Source organism: Neobacillus piezotolerans, from assembly GCF_003362805.1.
In the GTDB taxonomy this organism is placed as follows: domain Bacteria; phylum Bacillota; class Bacilli; order Bacillales; family Cytobacillaceae; genus Bacillus_D; species Bacillus_D piezotolerans.
Window position 1 is genome coordinate 152620 of the sequence record NZ_QNQT01000001.1, and the last position, 17636, is coordinate 170255.

The following is a 17636-nucleotide window of genomic DNA, read 5'->3' on the forward strand; positions in this document are numbered from 1 at the left end:
CTGCACAGGAGAAACCATTATGAAATTACCTTCTCCTTAAAACACTTACCTCTAAAAATTTATAAATAAACGCCTCTTTTTACCTATATAAAAATACCTAATTTATGTATAATAATGTTAAAAATATCAAGATAACTATGATAAAAAGACTATTTTAGTGTTTTTGGTTAGTTATCGGGAGAAGGAGAAGGAAAATGCGGCATCTAAGAATTTACTTCAAGAGTTTTATTGCTATTTTGATTCTATCCATCATCTGGCTGCCCAATACATCGGCAGTTGGTCAGGGTATGATAGACGATAATAAAAATGGCATAGATGATAATTTGGAAAGGGAGTATGGCCTGGGATCAGGCATAGAATTTGAGGATTTTGATAATGATGGACTTTACAATCTTGCAGAAGTAAAAACGGGGCTTAATCCCCAAGCGGCAGATTTTGATAAAAACAACGTTATACTTGTGTCGGATATGATTGACAATAGCCTGGCAAACAGTGGTTTTGATATGACGGATCAATTACAAAACGCATTAAATCTTGGCTCAGGCAAAATTGTTGTTTTACCGCTTGATTGTTCATATAAAATCAGTGGATTAAAGATTCCCGATAACACTATTCTTATTGGGTACGGGGCAAAGATTTACAATAATGCTACACACCAAACCCTTTTGACTATTGGCAATGGGGTAAAGCTATATGGTATTGAGCTTCAAGGGGCAGGCAATAAGATGGCAGAAAGTAAAGGAATCGGGATAAGGATTCAGGGAGCAGGTGCTGCTGGCTATACCAAAAATATTGTCATAGAGGATGTAAAGATTCGCAATATAGGCTTTTATGGTATCCTTGCTGAATTTGCTGATAATGTAAAGATTTCAAATATAATAATTCATGATATCGGTTTTGCAGGTTTTGGAGGTCTTTCTGTTAGAAATATACATATTGATAAGAGCCACATAAAGGGAATTTCGCCTGGAAGCAAAGGGAATGCCTATGGCGTCTTCTACTCGCGAAAGGGTGCTGAAAGCAGTTTGGAAGCACATCCGAGAAGTGCGGATAGTTCTGTGACTAACAGTATAATAGAAGACATTCCGTTATGGGAGGCTTTAGATACTCATGGCGGGGAGAATATTACATTTAACAACAATACAATACGAAATACCAAGGTTGGAATCGCATTTGTTAATGCAACAGGAAACGATGGAACGGATTTATATGGCTCCCAGAAATGTACGGCCAAGGGCAACCGAATAGATGGAATCGGTAAGGGATATGGGATCGTAGTGGCTGGAGCTTCATCTGATAACAGCAGAGACTGCATTATAGAAGGTAACCAATTAACTGAAGCCGGACAGCAGGGAAATAGCATCTCGGGTGGTATCCAGGCGTCATTTACTAAGGACTTAGTGATAAGAGATAATACACTGGTCAATTCATATGCAAATGGCATCCACTTATATACTTACAATCAGCATTTTTCAGTTTCCGGGAACAAAGTAGAGGACGTCCAGGATAATGTGTATGTAGCGCCATCTGCCATCGCCTTTCGTTCGGGCAATAATTCCGGTACTATTGTAGGAAATAACCTCATAAGAAAAAATGAAAAATTAAATGTTTATGTCTCAATGAGAGGAATCAATATTTCCACACCATCCGGAATGGAACTGTTGATTGGCCAAAATACTAACAACTTTGTTCTTCCCATAGCTGGAGGAACAGGTAACTATGTAATATACATATAAAATTAGAAGCTATCGCCATGTAAGGGTTTTATAATGGAAAGGAATTGGAAATTTTTTTGATTTAATAGTGTGGATAGGGACCTCGGAAAAATCATTGTTCCAATTGCCGGGAGAGCTATCCTAGATTTTCAGGAATGGTATTGGGTATTTAATCCTGGCATGTATTGATCTTAACTGCTTCATTAAGCTAAAAGAGACTTTCCCCACCAGAAAAACGCTTTCCGAGCAATTTACCTAATTACATATGTGTTCATTTCGGGTTTGTTGGTATGATTATGTAACTTAAAAAAATCCTAAAGCTATATGCCTTAGGATTTTTTTATACATATTTTTTAAAATTAGCCGGCTATCACACAAACTTTTTAGCTACCTCAATAAGCCTGTCTTTATAAAATGCAATATCAGATACTTTCTCTATCTTTTCGGAAGACCTTGTCTCGTCGTTGAACTGAATATATTTATTTGAGTTGTTAAAACCTAATCGACAAACCCATTTTCTAATGTTGTTGTCTATAAGAATATTAAAGTAACTTAAATTGTCCCTGTAAGAAATTCTGTCCATGGGTACAGTTTCATTTAATAAGAATTTTACTGTTACATAGCTTTCCAATTCTTCCTCTGTTGTGACAATTTGCGGTTCAGTTTTGACTTCAAGAGGTTCTACTTCAGCCAATAACTCCTGAGAAAGGGCATCTTCTTTATTTGTATTTTTTAAGGCAGCGTTTAATTTATCATTTACCAATTCGTTAATGAATTGCTTGTAGCCTTTTTTAATTAATGGTTCAAATTTCTCAATGGTATTTTTGGTCTTTATACCATCATAAATTTGAGAAATAAGGAATTTAACATACTCCTCTGAAGGGTTTTCTCTTTGCTCATTTAAAAAAGCTTTTAACTTATTAAGATATTTAAGTTCCGAGGCAGTAGTAAAAATACTCTCTAAATCAAAACTATCCTTTTTGAATTTTGCTAATTCGCTCATTGAACTCTCCTTCATATCCAAAAGATTGAATTCAAAGAACGGGGAAGCGTCCATCTTGTTTTGTTCTTCAAGATCTGTATAAAATCTGTAAATTAACCCGTTTGTAAGTATTGCAAATTTTGCAGCAGTAGTGCCAAAATACCTAAAAAGTTGTGAATCATGTTTTTGAAGTTGTTCACTTACCGATTTTGCTTCAATTAATATAACTGGTTTACCATCAGCCATTATTGCATAATCAACTTTTTCTCCCTTTTTAATGCCAACATCAGCAACAAACTCAGGTGTAAATTCCTCGGGATTAAAAATGTCATAACCTAAAACTTGAAAGAACGGCATAACTAAAGATGTTTTAGTGGCCTCTTCAGTAGCAATAGAATTTTTTATTTTCTGCGCTCTAGCTGAAAGTGTTTTAATCTGCTCAATAAAACTTTCCAAAATGCTCATCCTCCTAACTAATAATGTTAATTTAATGTTACATTTGAGAATTATAGCTTCGCTTTTTATTCTATCAATATCACCATAATTTTACTATTATCAAAAAATAAAATGAATCACAGTGCCTGTGGGAATTGAAAATAGGGGTGGTAACCAACGCAATAATCATTAAAAATTGCTATATGAGGTTTAATTAAAAATATAGTGTGAAAAAAGAAATAAAAATAACTTCCATATTTATAAGGAGTATCCTGGTATTCGAAAAGTTTTATACAGAAATGGAATGTTACTTTTCAGACCTTTTTGATCTTCCTTCTTCTCCGTCAGTATAGTAAAATTTTAGCAACAATGAATTTGTCGACAGGGGAAGAATCATGAAGGTTGAGAAGCGGTTAATTGTAAATTCGGATAAAGGGAACTTGCTGCAGGAATTGATAGATTCCATGAATGAGTGCAGGAGGTTCTATTTTAGTGTTGCCTTTATAAATTTCAGTGGGCTTCAGCTTTTGCTTGATCCTTTGCGGGAGGCGGGGAAAAAAGGGGTAACTGGGAAGATTATTACCTCGACGTACCTCAATTTCACGGATGCGAAGGCATTGGAGAAAATTAATGAGTTTGAGAACGTTGATTTAAAGGTGTTTGTGACTGACAAGGAGATTGGCTTCCATACAAAGGCTTATATTTTTGAGTATATGGATTCCTATAAGGTCATCATTGGTTCGTCCAATATTACGCAGAGTGCTTTGAAGAGCAATGTTGAATGGAACGTGGAGGTCATTTCCAAAAGTGATGCTTCTTTTATTAAAGAGGTATTGAAGGAATATGATGCTCTATGGGAAAGATCCCAGGTTGCTGATGAGAAGCTGATTGCTGAATACGAAGAATTCCTCAAGACTCTTAAGGGAAACCAAGCTTCACAGCAATTGATTTTTGAAAAACCGGAGTACATCACGCCGAACCGGATGCAGCGCCGAGCAATCGACAATCTTGCCAGGCTGCGTGAATTTGGAGAGAAAAAGGCTCTTGTCATTGCAGCGACTGGTACGGGCAAGACATATATGTCTGCATTTGATGTGAAAAGCTTCCGGCCTAAGAAGCTGCTTTTTGTTGTACATAGGGAAGAGATTTTGAGAAAAGCAAAAGAAACCTTTGAAAAGCTGTTACCGAATGAACGAATCACCTTTGGGCTATTAACAGGAAATTACAAACAGAAGAATGCGGATTATATTTTCACAACGAACATGACAATCTCGAATTGTTATCACGAATTTAAGAAAGATGAATTCGATTATATTATCATCGACGAAGCCCATCACGCCACGAGTTCCACATATCAAGCAGTCCTGGATTATTTTGAACCTAAATTCACACTTGGTATGACGGCAACGCCTGAACGGAGTGATGGAAATAATGTTTTCGATCTGTTTGACAATAATGTCGCGCTTGAGGTCCGTCTCCACGAAGCGCTTGATGACGAACTGGTCATTCCGTTTCATTACTTCGGTATCACGGATATTGAAGGAATTGATTTGAGCGATGTTTCGATTGATGACATCGCGGAAGTTACGAAGCGGCTTAAGGTAAATGAGCGGGTCGATTTTATTATTGAAAAGATGGAATTCTACGGATATGACGGCGAAAAGCGTAAATGTCTCGGGTTTTGTGCGAGTATTGAGCATGCCCAGTACATGGCTGCCGAGTTTAATCGGCGAGGCTACAAGAGTACGTGCCTGCATGGTGGGGATTCTTCTAGCACTCGTGAAGAGGCCATTAACAGATTAGAAAATGAACATGACGAACTTGAATTTATTTTTACCGTAGATATTTTTAACGAAGGTGTTGACATTCCTTCTGTGAATTCTGTCCTCATGCTAAGGCCGACAAACTCACCGATTATCTTTATCCAGCAGCTTGGCCGTGGGTTGCGGAAGCATGCGGGTAAGAGCTTTTTGACAGTGCTTGATTTTATCGGGAATCATAATAAAACGTTCTTAATTGCCCTGGCGCTGAATGGCAGTCGGTATTATGACAAGGAGAGCTTGAAGGTTGCGGTTGCGACCGGTTTTGCGAATATCCCTGGCTGTACCCATATCCAAATGGACAAGATTTCGCAGGAACGAATCCTGACGCAAATCGACCAGGAAAATTTCAATTCGATGAAGTATTTAAAGGAAGAGTATTTTGAATTTAAAAAGCTCAACCAGGGAAGGATTCCTTATTTCCTGTTGGATTATTTAAAGTACGATGGAGCGCCTGATCCGGTAAAATTCATCGATAAAGAGAAAACCTATTTGCAGTTTATCGCTAAAGTTGAGAAGACAGAGCGGTTGAAAGCCTTATTAAGCGATGATTCATTTGAAAAGGCAATGAAAGAACTTTCAAGTAAGTTGCCGCTTAAACGGGTGTATGAATTAGTTGTGATTAAGTATCTGCTTGATCATGACCATATCACACTAACCACGGCCAAAAATGAGATTTTAAAGTGGGTTAAGTTCGTTGATAATGATAGTGTCCTCCATGCATTCCAAACCTTGAATCAGGATTTTTATGACAACGGGGAATTGAGCAGGAATTTGAGGTTGTTCGATTTACAGGATGGAATACTTACGAAGACCCCAGTATTTGAGAGCATTCTTGCGGCCGAGGAATACCGGAAGTATATTGAGGATATTGTCATGTACGGGATTTTCCGTTATGAAAAAGAATTCAAGAACGAATACTACGGAGTCCCGCATTTCAAACTGTATGAACAGTATAAAATGGCGGATGCAGCACTGCTTTCGAATTTTCGGAAAAGCCATAGCTCCTTTAGAGGTTCGGGTCTTTTAACCAATGGGAATGACTACTTCCTGTATATCGATCTGCACAAGGACGCTGATGTTGAGGAAAGGCTCGCGTATAAGGATGAAATTAAAAGCACCCGCGAATTCCAGTGGCAAACGCCGCACACAACAGCCCAGCATACGAACACAGGGCAGAATATTATTTACAATAAAGCCCGGGGGATTAACCTTCATTTGTTTATCAGGAAATACAAAGTCATTGACGGCAAAAACGAACCTTTTATCTATATCGGAAAAGGGAATACGACTAGCTTTGAAGGCAACAAACCGATAACCGTACAAATGGAATTGGAAAACGAACTGCCATACAATCTTTATATTGAATTCACGAAAAAAGTATAGTCTTCAAAGGACTATACTTTTTTCATTGATCAATTTTTCAACAGCCGGTACATCCGCGGGTGCCCACACAAGCGAGTTTAGATTTTCCCGCTTCAGCCAGATTAACTTTGAGTGTTCAGTAGGGATTGGCGTCCCGCCAGTGATTCTGCATTTAATGGCAATCAGATTTATGATGAACGTTTCATATTCGTGGATAATGTCGTTATGTAATTCAATCGGTTCAATCTGGCAATGCAATTCCTCTTCAATTTCCCTCGTCAGGGCATAAAATAAATCTTCATTAGGCTCGACCTTCCCACCCGGAAACTCCCACATATTCGGGATCGCCATTTCTGGTGATCTCAGTGCACATAGGATCTCATTTTGTTCATTTTCAATAATTGCTGCAACAACTTTTACTGTCTTCTTCATGAGGACCTCCAAGATTAAAGTACTAGTGAATATAATACCATGAATAGGGAGGAATGTTGGTTTAGATGAACTGGAAGGAAATTTGTTGGGGAGGAAGACGGTTTTCAAACGGTCGTTTCTGCTGTAACTAGCTTTGAACAGCAGGAAATTGAACATGTCCCGTGCCTGGAATTTCAACTATACAATAAAGAACAGGATGCATTTTACATCCGTGTCTGGAATACATGGGTCGGGCGCTGGGATGATGCGTTGGAAAAACAAATAGAAGAGCAGGAACGTATGAAAAAAGGCAAAGTCCTTAATTGATTCGGCATCCTCCATTGGAGAAGCGGGAAAAACCTTCAACACGCAGCAAGTACCCATGTTATGGTATTTTATTGTTTAAGGGTATTTTTAGGACAGCCATAAGAGCACAAATGGAGGTGTCTTGTGTCAATACTTTTTGCAGCCATTTTTGTCATCGGTATTTATTGTTTGATACGGGATTTTATAAACCTGAAAAAGGCGATTGGCCTCGCTGAAAATGCGTTGTTCCCCGTGACGGAAGAGGATTTTTCCAGTGTTCTTATCGCGGGGGAATGGAAAATCGCATCGAGGCTGTCGAAACGGACTAAATCCTATCGAATCGTCAAATGGGGAACAGGCGCGGCACTCATTGTTTTGGGAGCCTTGCTGGTTATAGCATTGTTTACCGATTGGTTAGGTACGTATCTCTTCAGTTCTGCCTATTTGTTCTATATGCTTCTAAGTGCAGTCAAGCATCCCGGCAATTTTTTCATTGTGCCCAATGGCATCATTCTGCATAGCAGATTCATTTCTTCTTCGGATATAGAGGAATACTCGGTGGAGAAAATTGTCCGCTGGCATGCGTTATATGGTCTTGATTCCCGGGTAAACAATGGATATAAAGTCAGTTTTGATTTTAAAAATAAGCTAACTCCATTAGATTATGTGGTGATTACGGAAAAAAAGGAGCTCGAGACGGTTACCGAGCTGCTTGATGCCCAGGGAATCCATTCAAAAATACAAATCGAGGAGCCTGCTGCTTGGGCTGGTTTTAAGGAAGACAAAGGATGAGGCCCTGCGGAAGGGATAAGAAAAAGCACTGGTATTTTTTAAAAATTATAAAAGCACGGTACAAGAGGGCGCCCATGAACTGGGCGCCTTTCGCTGTTTTTGCCAGGCGGATAATGGGAAATACTATAGAGGACGATACTCGTAAAGGAGGCGTTATCTTTGAGTGATGATAAGAAAAAACTGGAGGAAGTGCTTACGCATTCGCTAGAAGTGGAAGAGGACCTGATGCGGACCTATTTAATCACCGCCGACAACATCCATGAGGATCTTGAGCTTAAGAATCGGCTCGAAAATTTTGCTGAAGGCAATGCGAAGCGGACGGACCAGCTGATAAACGAGCTTAAGGAGCTTAAGGGCGAATAAGTTGGGGCTATTCCCAAAGCCACTAATGGCAAGGGGACAGCCCCAGTTTGTTTTTTTAATGTTCGTCCAGGTTTTTTGTCCACACTTATCAACAAGCCTATTTACCCTGTTCTCGAAAAAGGGCTAGGACTAATTATTCAAAATTTGAAAGATTCCGTCAAATAATTTGCTAATCTTCCAGGCTTTTCCCTACCATGGATATGAAATGATTTCAAGGAGGGGTTAGCTTGAAGAAAATGTGGCGAGTTGGTTTGTTTGCTTTGCTGGGTGTTCTCTTATTGGTTGGGACATTGCCGCTTAGCGGCCAGGCAAAAAATCCAAAGTTTAGTTATGGCGATTTCAGCCAGGTGGACATTGGCAAGGATGGCATGGTGGCGACGGCCCACCCCCTGGCTTCTGAAATTGGGGCAGACGTTCTCGAAAAAGGGGGCAATGCCATTGACGCTGCTGTAGCGATCCAGTTTGCACTGAATGTCGTCGAACCGATGATGTCAGGAATTGGCGGCGGCGGGTTCATGATGGTGTATGATGGCAAAACGAAGGAAACAACCATCGTAAATAGCCGGGAACGCGCTCCTGCTGGCGCGACGCCTGATATGTTCCTCGATGAAAATGGAAAACCGATACCTTTTGGAACCCGTTCGACTGGCGGGACAGCCGTTGGGGTTCCCGGTACATTAAAGGGGCTTGAGACTGCTCTGGACATGTGGGGAACGAGAAACATGGAGCAACTGATTGGGCCAGCCGTCAAGCTTGCTGACAAAGGGTTCCCGATTGATTCTGTCCTGGCAGAAGCAATTGCGGAAAATAAAGAAATGCTGTCTCGTACTGCTGCCAAAGATGTCTTCCTTCCGGGCGGTAAACCACTTCAGGAAGGTGATATCCTCGTTCAAAAGGATCTGGCTAAAACCTTTAAACTGATTCGTGCAAAAGGGAGCGATGCTTTTTATAAAGGGGACATAGCGAAAGCCATTGCGGACGTTGTCCAGGATTTCGGCGGTTCCATGCAGGTTAGTGACTTGCAGAAGTACGATGTCACAATCGACAAACCTATTTGGGGAGACTACCAGGGCTACCAAATTGCCAGCATGCCTCCTCCAAGCTCAGGCGGGGTATTTCTTTTGCAGATGCTGAAAATCCTTGATGAATTTGATTTATCTCAATACGATGTAAACTCCGTTGAAAAGTATCACTTGCTGGCGGAAACGATGCATCTTGCCTATGCGGACCGTGCTGCATATGCCGGCGACCCTGAATTTGTCAACGTGCCGATCAATGGGCTGCTGCATCCTGACTATATCAAGGAACGCCAAGCTCTTATCAGCCTGAACAGCGTAAATAAGAATGTAACAGCCGGCAATCCATGGAAATATGAAACTGGCTCAGCGAATTATGCTCAAACAAGCCAGCCAAATGATAGGAAATATGGCGAGACTACCCACTTTACTGTAGCTGACAGATGGGGAAATGTCGTTTCGTACACAACGACAATTGAGCAGCTTTTCGGGACAGGCATCATGGTTCCTGGCTACGGAATTATGCTGAACAATGAACTGACCGATTTTGACGCCGTTCCTGGCGGGGCGAATGAGGTCCAGCCAAACAAACGGCCATTGAGCAGCATGACCCCGACAATTGTATTTAAAGATAACAAGCCAGTATTGACAGTTGGTTCACCGGGTGGGCCAACCATTATCACTTCCGTCCTGCAGACGATCGTCCATGCGATTGAGTATGACATGGAGCTCAAAGCGGCTGTCGAGCAGCCTAGAATTTACACCAATAACATCAGTTCATACCGTTTTGAAGAGGGAATCAGCAAAGACACGATTGCCAGGCTCAATGAAATGGGGCATAAATTCGGGCCTGAGCCAACCACGATTGGCAATGTTCAAAGCATTCTCATTGACCATGAAAAAGGAATCTTTAAGGGAGTCGCGGATTCAAGTCGAAACGGCGCGGCAATTGGTATCAATTTAAAAGGGGAACGGAAGTAGGTCAGGCCGCAAAGGGTGACACTCCCGCTCCTGTTGAATGGCTAACCCGGTTATAAGAACTAAATCACTTTTGTGTGTCTGTATGCAAAAAGCTAAGCCTGGTCATTCCGCTTAGTTTTTTGCATTTATGGAGGGTTTTCTGATGAGTTAATTCTGATATGGAGGAAAAATCCTTGAAAACAATAGTAAGCACGAAGAAATTAATCTATATTCTTCTGTTCACATTCCTTTTAACGACGATCCTTCATCATCCCTTTTCTAAAAGTGTACAAGCTGTACAAGCGATTAAAACGGGAGATGTTGATAAATTTGTCACTGCGTATATAGATCGTAATGGGCTGCCCGGTGCATCCATTGTCGTTGTTAAAAATGGTAAATTAGTCTATGAGAAAGGATATGGCCATGACTCTGAAGGGAACCCTATAACAGAAAATTCGTTGATGAGGATCGGTTCGGCATCCAAATCATTTACTGCATTCGCTGTGTTACAACTAGTTGATGAAGATAAAATCCAACTGGATGACCCAGTGATTAACTATTTGCCAGAGGTAAAACTTAACGACCCAAGATGGGAAGACGTTACAATACGACAAGTTTTGAGCCACACTTCAGGTGTTCCAAATCCGATTATTGTTCAGCCAGCGAGTAACTTACAAGCAGGTGTGGAACGTTTGAATGATTGGAAGCTTCAATCAAACCCAGGGGAGAAATACTTTTATAGCAATGCGAATTACTGGGTTTTAGCGCTATTAGTAGAGCAAGTAAGCGGAATGGAATTTTCTCAATATCTTAAACAAAAGGTATTCTCTCCATTAGGAATGAATGACTCGCTCACGACTGTTAACACGGGAGATTCTGTCAAAGGACTGCCTAAAGGACATGTAACAGCATATGGTACTGCAATGCCTTGGACCGAGCTTGAAGCGATGAATATGGGGGCAGGAAGTATCATATCAACAGCATCGGATATGGGGAAATGGCTTTCCATGCAAACGAACGAGGGTAAGTCTGGAACAGGAGAGCAATTATTATCCAAAAAGTTATTGGAAGAATCGTATTCGCCACAGCAAGGCAGCAAAAAATACGGACTTGGTTGGGAGTTAAGTTCACCGAATGTGAAGCCAGCACGCATTTCACATAGCGGAGTGGAAACAACGTATCAAAGTCAACAAGACATGATACCAAGCAGTGGTTATGCGGTTGCCGTTTTACTGAATAGCTTTACCCCTACTTTGGAACATGCTTATGAGATTAGCTCAGGTATTATCCAATTGACCGAGGGACAAGAACCCGAATTAAAAGCTCCGGTACCTACAATTATCGATTTATCACTGGGCGTTATCACATTGATTTATCTGTTTTTAGGAATTAGAGGGATTATGCGGAGTAAAAAGTGGTCGGAAAAACGTAACCAACATCCTGTTTGGAGATTTATACTTCGTTTAATGCCCCAATTGGCTGCAACCTTATTAATCGGCTGGCTGTTTTTTATTGTTCCGGCGTTACAGAATAACAGTTCGACCACGATCGATGCATTCGGCCTATATCCAGCAGCAATGATCCTATTGGGGATTGTTTTCATGATTGGATTGGCTCTTTCAATTTTGAGAATCTATTATCGAATGACAATAAAATCAAGGAAATATTATTGAAATCACACGTAAAAAATCTCATTGTTCGATAAATTAAGGGCTGTCTCAAAGCTACTATTGGCAAGGGGACAGCCCCAGTTTGTTTAAGTTAATCGCCTTCCAAAGCTAATTTGATTCGTCGGGGTGGTTTTTCCTTATTCGATTCGGAGGGTGACTTTTTCCTGCTCCCAATGAGATATAATAACAAAATCACAATCATCGTAGCCGCTGAATAACTAAACATTATCCCGTACCCGACATTTTTTGCTAAGTACCCGAGGCCTACTGACCCAAGGGCCAAACCAAGATCAATAAAAATAAGAAGCATTGAATTGGCTGTTGCCTTTTTCTCGGGTGGAACAAGAGTCAATGCCCAAGCCTGGATCGTTGGATGGATGATTCCATAAGCGATACCGAATAATGCGCCTGACACCCAAACCATCACCATACTAGAAGAAAAGCCCAATACGCCCAAACCTACCGCTCCAGCAATGGCCCCTGGAATAATCAGGATTCTATGGCCCCATTTATCGAAAATCCTGCCAGAAAATGAACGGACCAAAACCATTGCAATCCCTTGTGCGATAAAAAATTGCGAAATCTTTCCGCCAAGATTGATTTCTTTCCCAAACGCTCCCATAAAGTTGACGGTCCCTGCAATGGCAAAATAATTGAAAGCAACCAAAATGCATGGAAGAAGGACACGCCGATCGTACATGTACTTATAGAAAGGTTCTTTAGTTGTCTCCTGTGGCTTTTCCTCTTCTTTTTTAACCGTATTGTTTTTTGTGAAAAAACTGCACACTAACGAAAAAGCCATTAGCCCGAGGGTTAATACAATCATTGAATTGAATGAAAAATTTGCAAGATAAGAAATCGCAATGAGTGGCCCCATTGTTGTTCCAACGCTTGTAGACATTGCGAAAAAGACAATTCCCTCACCTAAACGTGATTTTGGAACAATATTGCTTGATATCGTAAAGACCAAAATTGTCAGCATGCTAAATCCAATACCCTGCAAGGCCCGTATGAATATTAAAAACCCGATTGATTGGTTAACTAAAGTTAGCCCGATTGTACCCAAAAAGTAAACAAGCGAAATAATGAGGAGCAATTTCATATTCACTTTTTGGATAATCACGCTTGCAAAAAAGCGCGTAACCAATGATGCCAGCATCAAGGTTGTAGTCATGATTCCAGCAATCGCTGGATTTTTACTTATAGTGGACACAAAAATTGGAAAACCGGCTGTAATCATATAAAAAGAAGCGAACATGACCAAAGACAATAAAATAATGATTACATATTGATTTGTCCATAGTTTGACTTTACGCATAGAGAATAAGACCGCCTCCCAAGGATATTTCTAAAAATAGTGAAGGATATGCGAGTGAAAATATTCTTCCCTTATTTTCTAGAAATATTTTGAGTTGATTTAGCCTTTTGCAAAATGGAATGCCACCTAAAAAGTACAGCCGCGCGCCAAAACCCCATTTATCTGTCCGAACCTGTTGTATCTTTGGACAGCTATCCGCCTGCTGCCCTATTCTCTATCCGACACATAAGAACCATTAAAATTGCCTATATTTTTCTTTTGCCATATTCAGAAATGCTTGGGCGGGAGCTGATAAGGGCTCCCCTTTTTTATAGCTGATTACAACATGATTTTTATAAATCGGATTTCCTATTGTATAGAAAATGGCATCGGTCCTAATAGAGTCCCTTGTGATGACACTTTCCGGTATGATGGTTAAGCCGACCCCTCTAATCGCTAGTCGAAATGCGCTTTCGATGTTCTGCGTTTCAATCATAATCTCGGGATTGATCGAGTATTCTTTGAAAATCACATCTGTAAGCCTTCTCAAACCAAGCCCCTGTTTAAGTAAGATGAATTTTTCCCCGTCCAGCAAACGGGGATGGAATGGAATATGGCTAATTTGTTTTTTCGGTTCGTTATAGTACTTATGGCTTGGATGGATGACTAGATACAATTTTTCTTCATAAAGGGTTTCGTATACAATTTCCGGATTGAAGATTGGGAGCATGTTTAAACAAATATCAACTTTCCCCTCCAAGAGCAAAACCTCCATATCATGCGCATTTTCTTCAATCAGTTCAATTTCAATTCCAGGGTAGTTCATGATGAATTCAGGCAAAATATTATAAAGGGTATGGGAGCCTAAAATTGGGTTAATGCCAAGCTTTAGCCGCCCTTTTTTCAAATTCGAAATCGATTCTAGTTCATTTTGCAATTTCACATATGTCTGTTCGATTTCAGTCATATAAGCTAAATAGCGTTCCCCGGCATATGTCAATAAAATCGGATTTACTTTCCGGTTCACCAATTCAATCCCCAATTCATCCTCGAGGCTTTTAATATATTTGCTGAGGTAGGGCTGAGAGATATACAAAGCTCTGGCTGCATGTGAGAAATTTCCGTGCTCAGCAATCGCCTTTAAGTATTTTCCTGAAAGATCCTTCATCGCTCGATTGCCTCCTTTAGAACAAATACAAAAACCAATTCGTTTAAAATCGTAACGTAATGGTGTAAATTTTACAAATTGTTGTTGCTCAGGTAGGTGCCCGTGAGAATAAGCTTATAACTTTTTTAGCATAATTGTTATAACGGAAATAGTATTTCTGATTGTGAACTTTCTGTGACATAATGAAGTCGAACCAAACAAGAGGGGGTAAAAAAATATAAGAAAGCGTCAACATTTAGATTTTGCTTAAAGGGGTATGGCAATTCAGGTTGGCCTTGCGCCGTCCACTCGTAGGAGAATTAGAAGCTCATATATTTTTTCTTATATACTTTTAACTCAAGATATTTTAATTAAAAGTATTAAAAAAGAAGGGACAAGAAAAGGGGAAAATTTTATGGAGATCATTCAGGTCATAGGCATTTTGCTAGGAATAGCATTAATCATTTACGGGGCAATGAAGGGGTATAGCATTTTAGTCGTTGCTCCTCTCGCATCAATAATCGTCATTTTAACAAACCAGCTTGATTTGTTCTCGTCCTTGATAGGAAAAGAGAATTCGTATATGACCGGACTTACTGGATTCGTAATAAATTTCTTTGCTGTTTTCCTGTTGGGAGCCATATTGGCAAAATATATCGATAAAAGCGGAGCAGCTCAATCGATTGCGGAAAAAATCCTTAACAAAACAGGAACGCAAAATCCGTTTTCCGTACTGGTGGCACTCCTTATTATTACAGCAATTTTGACATATGGCGGCGTTAGTTTGTTTGTCGTTGTATTCGTTCTTCTTCCGTTGGCGAAACCATTATTTAAGCAGCTGAATATCGCTTGGAACTTGGTGACCATTCCAATCCAAGTTGGACTTGGTACGTTTACGATGACGATGCTTCCTGCCACACCTTCCATCCAAAACGTCGTGCCAACTGCCTATCTAGGGACAACCCTAACAGCGGCACCGCTTTTGGGAATCATTGGAGCAGTAGTGGCACTCGCGTTTGGCCTATGGTATATGAAATTCACCTTAAATAAAAGCTTGGCAAAAGGGGAAACATTCGCGGACTTTAATGTGAAAGAAACAAACGAGGAGCTAAAAGAAAACATTCCGCCTTTCTTCATTAGCATCCTGCCTATCGTCGTTTTGATTGGAATCATTGTTGCCGGAAGCGTTTTGAAAGTACCAAATATTATTGTGATTGGCCTGGCCGCTTCGGTCATTGTTTCGGCCATTCTTTTCAAAAAATACATCCCAAGCCAGAAAGCGGTCATCAATGAAGGGGCGAGCGGCTCGATCATGCCTGTTTTCCTGACATCGTCGGCCGTGGCATTCGGGGTGGCCATCACCCTTGCACCCGGATTTACGTATATTTCCGAATTGATTTTAAACATCCCGGGTAATCCGCTGATCAGCTTGTCGGTTGCATCCGCTTTGTTTGGCGGAATCACAGGTTCCGCATCAGGCGCGCTGGGGATTGTGATGGAAGCATTCGGACAAAGTTATCTGAATATGGGGCTTGATCCTGATGTCATCCATAGGGTATCGGCAATCGCATCTTCAACAATCACACTGATGCCTCATAATGGCGCGGTCTTGACATTCCTGGCTTTAGCAGGCCTTACACATAAAAACGGCTTTAAGTATCAGTTTGTCGCGGTGACAGGCGCAAACGTCCTTGCTCTGGCCGCCGTTTTAATTACAGCCATTTTGATTTATTAAAAATCTACTTACCTTTAAGGGGGTGACCGAATCAAAGGGGCTTGTTTTTTGCAATATAAGATGAACAATAATTAAACTTTGGGGGAATACAATATGACAACGAAAAAAGAACGTACAGTAATCGTAACTGGAGCAGCCCGGGGGATTGGCTATGCCATTGCAGAAGAATTCGTCAAAAACGGCGATTTTGTAGCCATCTTTGATTTAAATGAAGAAGCTGCCAAAAGCGCGGCTGAAAAATTAGGGAGTGCGAAAGGCTACAAAGCAAATGTAGCAAAAGAAGCAAGCGTGAAATCCGCGGTTGAGCAAGTGGTTGCTGATCGTGGAACAGTCGATGTTCTCGTAAACAATGCAGGACTTCAGTTTATTTCACCTACTGATGAATTCCCGGAAGAAAAATGGGACCTTGTTGTGGATGTCATTTTGAAAGGAACATTCTTAACAACGAAACATGTTCTTCCTGCGATGAAGAAACAAAACTGGGGCCGGATCATTACGATTTCTTCAGGGCACGGCAGAAGGCCTGATAAATATAAATCTGCATATGTTGCGGCAAAATATGGCCAAATTGGTTTTACAAACGTAGTTGCAATGGAAAATGCTGAATTTGGCATTACAGCTAATTCTATTTTGCCAGGGCCAACACGTACAGAATTAATTGAAAAACAATTGCCGGTACTTGCAGAAAAAGATGGGACTTCCGTTGAAGAAGCATTAAAGACCCACATCATTGGTAACCAATGGCTGGGACGTCTGCTTGAGCCATCGGAAATTGCAGCAACCGCACTATTCCTGGCTTCAGACGGAGCGGCAGCCATTACAGGCGAGGCACTCGGCGTTACTGGTGGGGAATAAGCAGATAAACATTATTGGGCTAGCAGAATAAATGAAGAAAGAAATGGGAGCTAACCTCATTCAGCAGGGATGGCTCCCTATTTCTTTTACAAAAAAAGACTACACTATATGTGTATGAAGATTGAACCCTTCTAGTGGATGCTCTTTTTAGCAGCGAAATTGATATCGAGGCCATGTCCTGTCTGAGGCAAAACAATATGCTGACAGCGGGGCCATTCGTATTTTCGTCATCTCCTCAATTTAGCGGTTGAAAGAGTTTCCTGATGTTCCAACATGGAAGGAGCAGGGAGTCGATGTCGTCCTGCAGCATTTGAGGGGAGAGATGGGTCCTCCCAAGATGAAAGATGGCCAACTTGATTTTTGGGGACCAGTACCCTTGAAAATGTCAGCAAAAACAGCAAGGATAAACGAAAATTTAAACATGAACAAAGCAAATTTTATGAGTTGATATGAATCTTTAGTCGTTGTAGAAAAAAGACAACATGGATAAGAAATTCCTAATGCTTAAATTCCGGAATACCTATTCCCCTTATGTTTTAAAATGGGTCCGTACAAACCATACTGAATACAAAAATGATGGAAGGTGTGTTTTATCATGTGGATTATAACGGCCTATAAGGACAAAACCATTAGCATGTATGAATTTGAGGACGAAAAGGAAGCAAGGGAATCATTTGAATGGTTTGAAGGAACAAAAATCCTTTCTCATGTCATCTATTATAATGACGAAATTTAGTAACATCTAATCAGTGTTTCAAGCTGCAGCC

The 17636-nt window shown here is 40.6% G+C and carries 13 protein-coding genes; 9 read left to right on the forward strand and 4 right to left on the reverse strand.

The window, feature by feature from the left end:
• Positions 1-194 precede the first annotated feature (194 nt).
• Positions 195-1736 carry a right-handed parallel beta-helix repeat-containing protein gene (locus tag DRW41_RS00805; protein ID WP_115450065.1) on the forward strand — a complete coding sequence of 514 codons (1542 nt, stop codon included), beginning with the start codon at positions 195-197 and terminating at the stop codon, positions 1734-1736.
• A 349-nt stretch (positions 1737-2085) separates the two neighbouring features.
• Here DRW41_RS00805 and DRW41_RS00810 read toward each other — a convergent pair whose 3' ends face one another.
• On the reverse strand, positions 2086-3162 hold the full coding sequence (locus DRW41_RS00810) for a type I restriction endonuclease (RefSeq protein ID WP_181884359.1): 1077 nt from the start codon (positions 3160-3162) through the stop codon (positions 2086-2088).
• Positions 3163-3527: 365 nt separating this feature from the next.
• Between DRW41_RS00810 and DRW41_RS00815 the strand changes: the two genes are divergently transcribed.
• Positions 3528-6338 carry a DEAD/DEAH box helicase gene (locus DRW41_RS00815; protein ID WP_115450067.1) on the forward strand — a complete coding sequence of 937 codons (2811 nt, stop codon included), beginning with the start codon at positions 3528-3530 and terminating at the stop codon, positions 6336-6338.
• A gap of 3 nt (positions 6339-6341) precedes the next feature.
• Here DRW41_RS00815 and DRW41_RS00820 read toward each other — a convergent pair whose 3' ends face one another.
• Complete coding sequence (locus DRW41_RS00820; protein ID WP_115450068.1) at positions 6342-6749, reverse strand: (deoxy)nucleoside triphosphate pyrophosphohydrolase; 408 nt, start codon at positions 6747-6749, stop codon at positions 6342-6344.
• Between the two features lie 429 nt (positions 6750-7178).
• Here DRW41_RS00820 and DRW41_RS00830 point away from each other — a divergent pair, with 429 nt between their 5' ends.
• From DRW41_RS00830 to DRW41_RS00845, 4 genes are all read left to right on the forward strand, one after another.
• Positions 7179-7826, forward strand: coding sequence for a hypothetical protein (locus tag DRW41_RS00830; protein WP_115450069.1), 648 nt, complete (start codon positions 7179-7181; stop codon positions 7824-7826).
• A 159-nt stretch (positions 7827-7985) separates the two neighbouring features.
• Complete coding sequence (locus tag DRW41_RS00835; protein WP_245959301.1) at positions 7986-8189, forward strand: hypothetical protein; 204 nt, start codon at positions 7986-7988, stop codon at positions 8187-8189.
• Positions 8190-8416: 227 nt separating this feature from the next.
• Positions 8417-10186 (forward strand): gamma-glutamyltransferase, encoded by a 1770-nt coding sequence (gene ggt, locus DRW41_RS00840; RefSeq protein WP_115450071.1) that lies wholly within the window; start codon positions 8417-8419, stop codon positions 10184-10186.
• A gap of 173 nt (positions 10187-10359) precedes the next feature.
• On the forward strand, positions 10360-11838 hold the full coding sequence (locus DRW41_RS00845; RefSeq protein ID WP_245959302.1) for a serine hydrolase domain-containing protein: 1479 nt from the start codon (positions 10360-10362) through the stop codon (positions 11836-11838).
• Positions 11839-11926: 88 nt separating this feature from the next.
• Here the strand turns inward: DRW41_RS00845 and DRW41_RS00850 are convergent, their stop codons facing one another.
• Positions 11927-13153 carry an MFS transporter gene (locus DRW41_RS00850; protein ID WP_115450073.1) on the reverse strand — a complete coding sequence of 409 codons (1227 nt, stop codon included), beginning with the start codon at positions 13151-13153 and terminating at the stop codon, positions 11927-11929.
• A 235-nt stretch (positions 13154-13388) separates the two neighbouring features.
• The gene (locus tag DRW41_RS00855; protein WP_115450074.1) at positions 13389-14300 is read right to left on the reverse strand and encodes a LysR family transcriptional regulator; all 912 of its coding nucleotides are present in this window, start codon (positions 14298-14300) and stop codon (positions 13389-13391) included.
• Positions 14301-14694: 394 nt separating this feature from the next.
• On the opposite strand from DRW41_RS00855, the gene DRW41_RS00860 reads away from it, so the two are divergent.
• From DRW41_RS00860 to DRW41_RS22770, 3 genes are all read left to right on the forward strand, one after another.
• Positions 14695-16014 (forward strand): GntP family permease, encoded by a 1320-nt coding sequence (locus DRW41_RS00860; protein WP_115450075.1) that lies wholly within the window; start codon positions 14695-14697, stop codon positions 16012-16014.
• A gap of 93 nt (positions 16015-16107) precedes the next feature.
• Entirely contained in the window at positions 16108-16869 is a 762-nt protein-coding gene (locus DRW41_RS00865) for a 3-hydroxybutyrate dehydrogenase (protein ID WP_115450076.1), read from the forward strand.
• Between the two features lie 595 nt (positions 16870-17464).
• Positions 17465-17605: a hypothetical protein gene (locus DRW41_RS22770; protein WP_181884360.1), complete on the forward strand. Its 141-nt coding sequence runs from the start codon at positions 17465-17467 to the stop codon at positions 17603-17605.
• Positions 17606-17636: the final 31 nt, after the last annotated feature.

What these genes read in the sequence shown, in the direction of transcription:
- DRW41_RS00805 (WP_115450065.1), top strand. Translation starts at nt 195, where the DNA reads ATGCGGCATCTAAGAATTTACTTCAAGAGTTTTATTGCTATTTTGATT.
- DRW41_RS00810 (WP_181884359.1), bottom strand. Translation starts at nt 3,162, where the DNA reads ATGAGCATTTTGGAAAGTTTTATTGAGCAGATTAAAACACTTTCAGCT.
- DRW41_RS00815 (WP_115450067.1), top strand. Translation starts at nt 3,528, where the DNA reads ATGAAGGTTGAGAAGCGGTTAATTGTAAATTCGGATAAAGGGAACTTG.
- DRW41_RS00820 (WP_115450068.1), bottom strand. Translation starts at nt 6,749, where the DNA reads ATGAAGAAGACAGTAAAAGTTGTTGCAGCAATTATTGAAAATGAACAA.
- DRW41_RS00850 (WP_115450073.1), bottom strand. Translation starts at nt 13,153, where the DNA reads ATGCGTAAAGTCAAACTATGGACAAATCAATATGTAATCATTATTTTA.
- DRW41_RS00855 (WP_115450074.1), bottom strand. Translation starts at nt 14,300, where the DNA reads ATGAAGGATCTTTCAGGAAAATACTTAAAGGCGATTGCTGAGCACGGA.
- DRW41_RS00860 (WP_115450075.1), top strand. Translation starts at nt 14,695, where the DNA reads ATGGAGATCATTCAGGTCATAGGCATTTTGCTAGGAATAGCATTAATC.
- DRW41_RS00865 (WP_115450076.1), top strand. Translation starts at nt 16,108, where the DNA reads ATGACAACGAAAAAAGAACGTACAGTAATCGTAACTGGAGCAGCCCGG.
- DRW41_RS22770 (WP_181884360.1), top strand. Translation starts at nt 17,465, where the DNA reads ATGTGGATTATAACGGCCTATAAGGACAAAACCATTAGCATGTATGAA.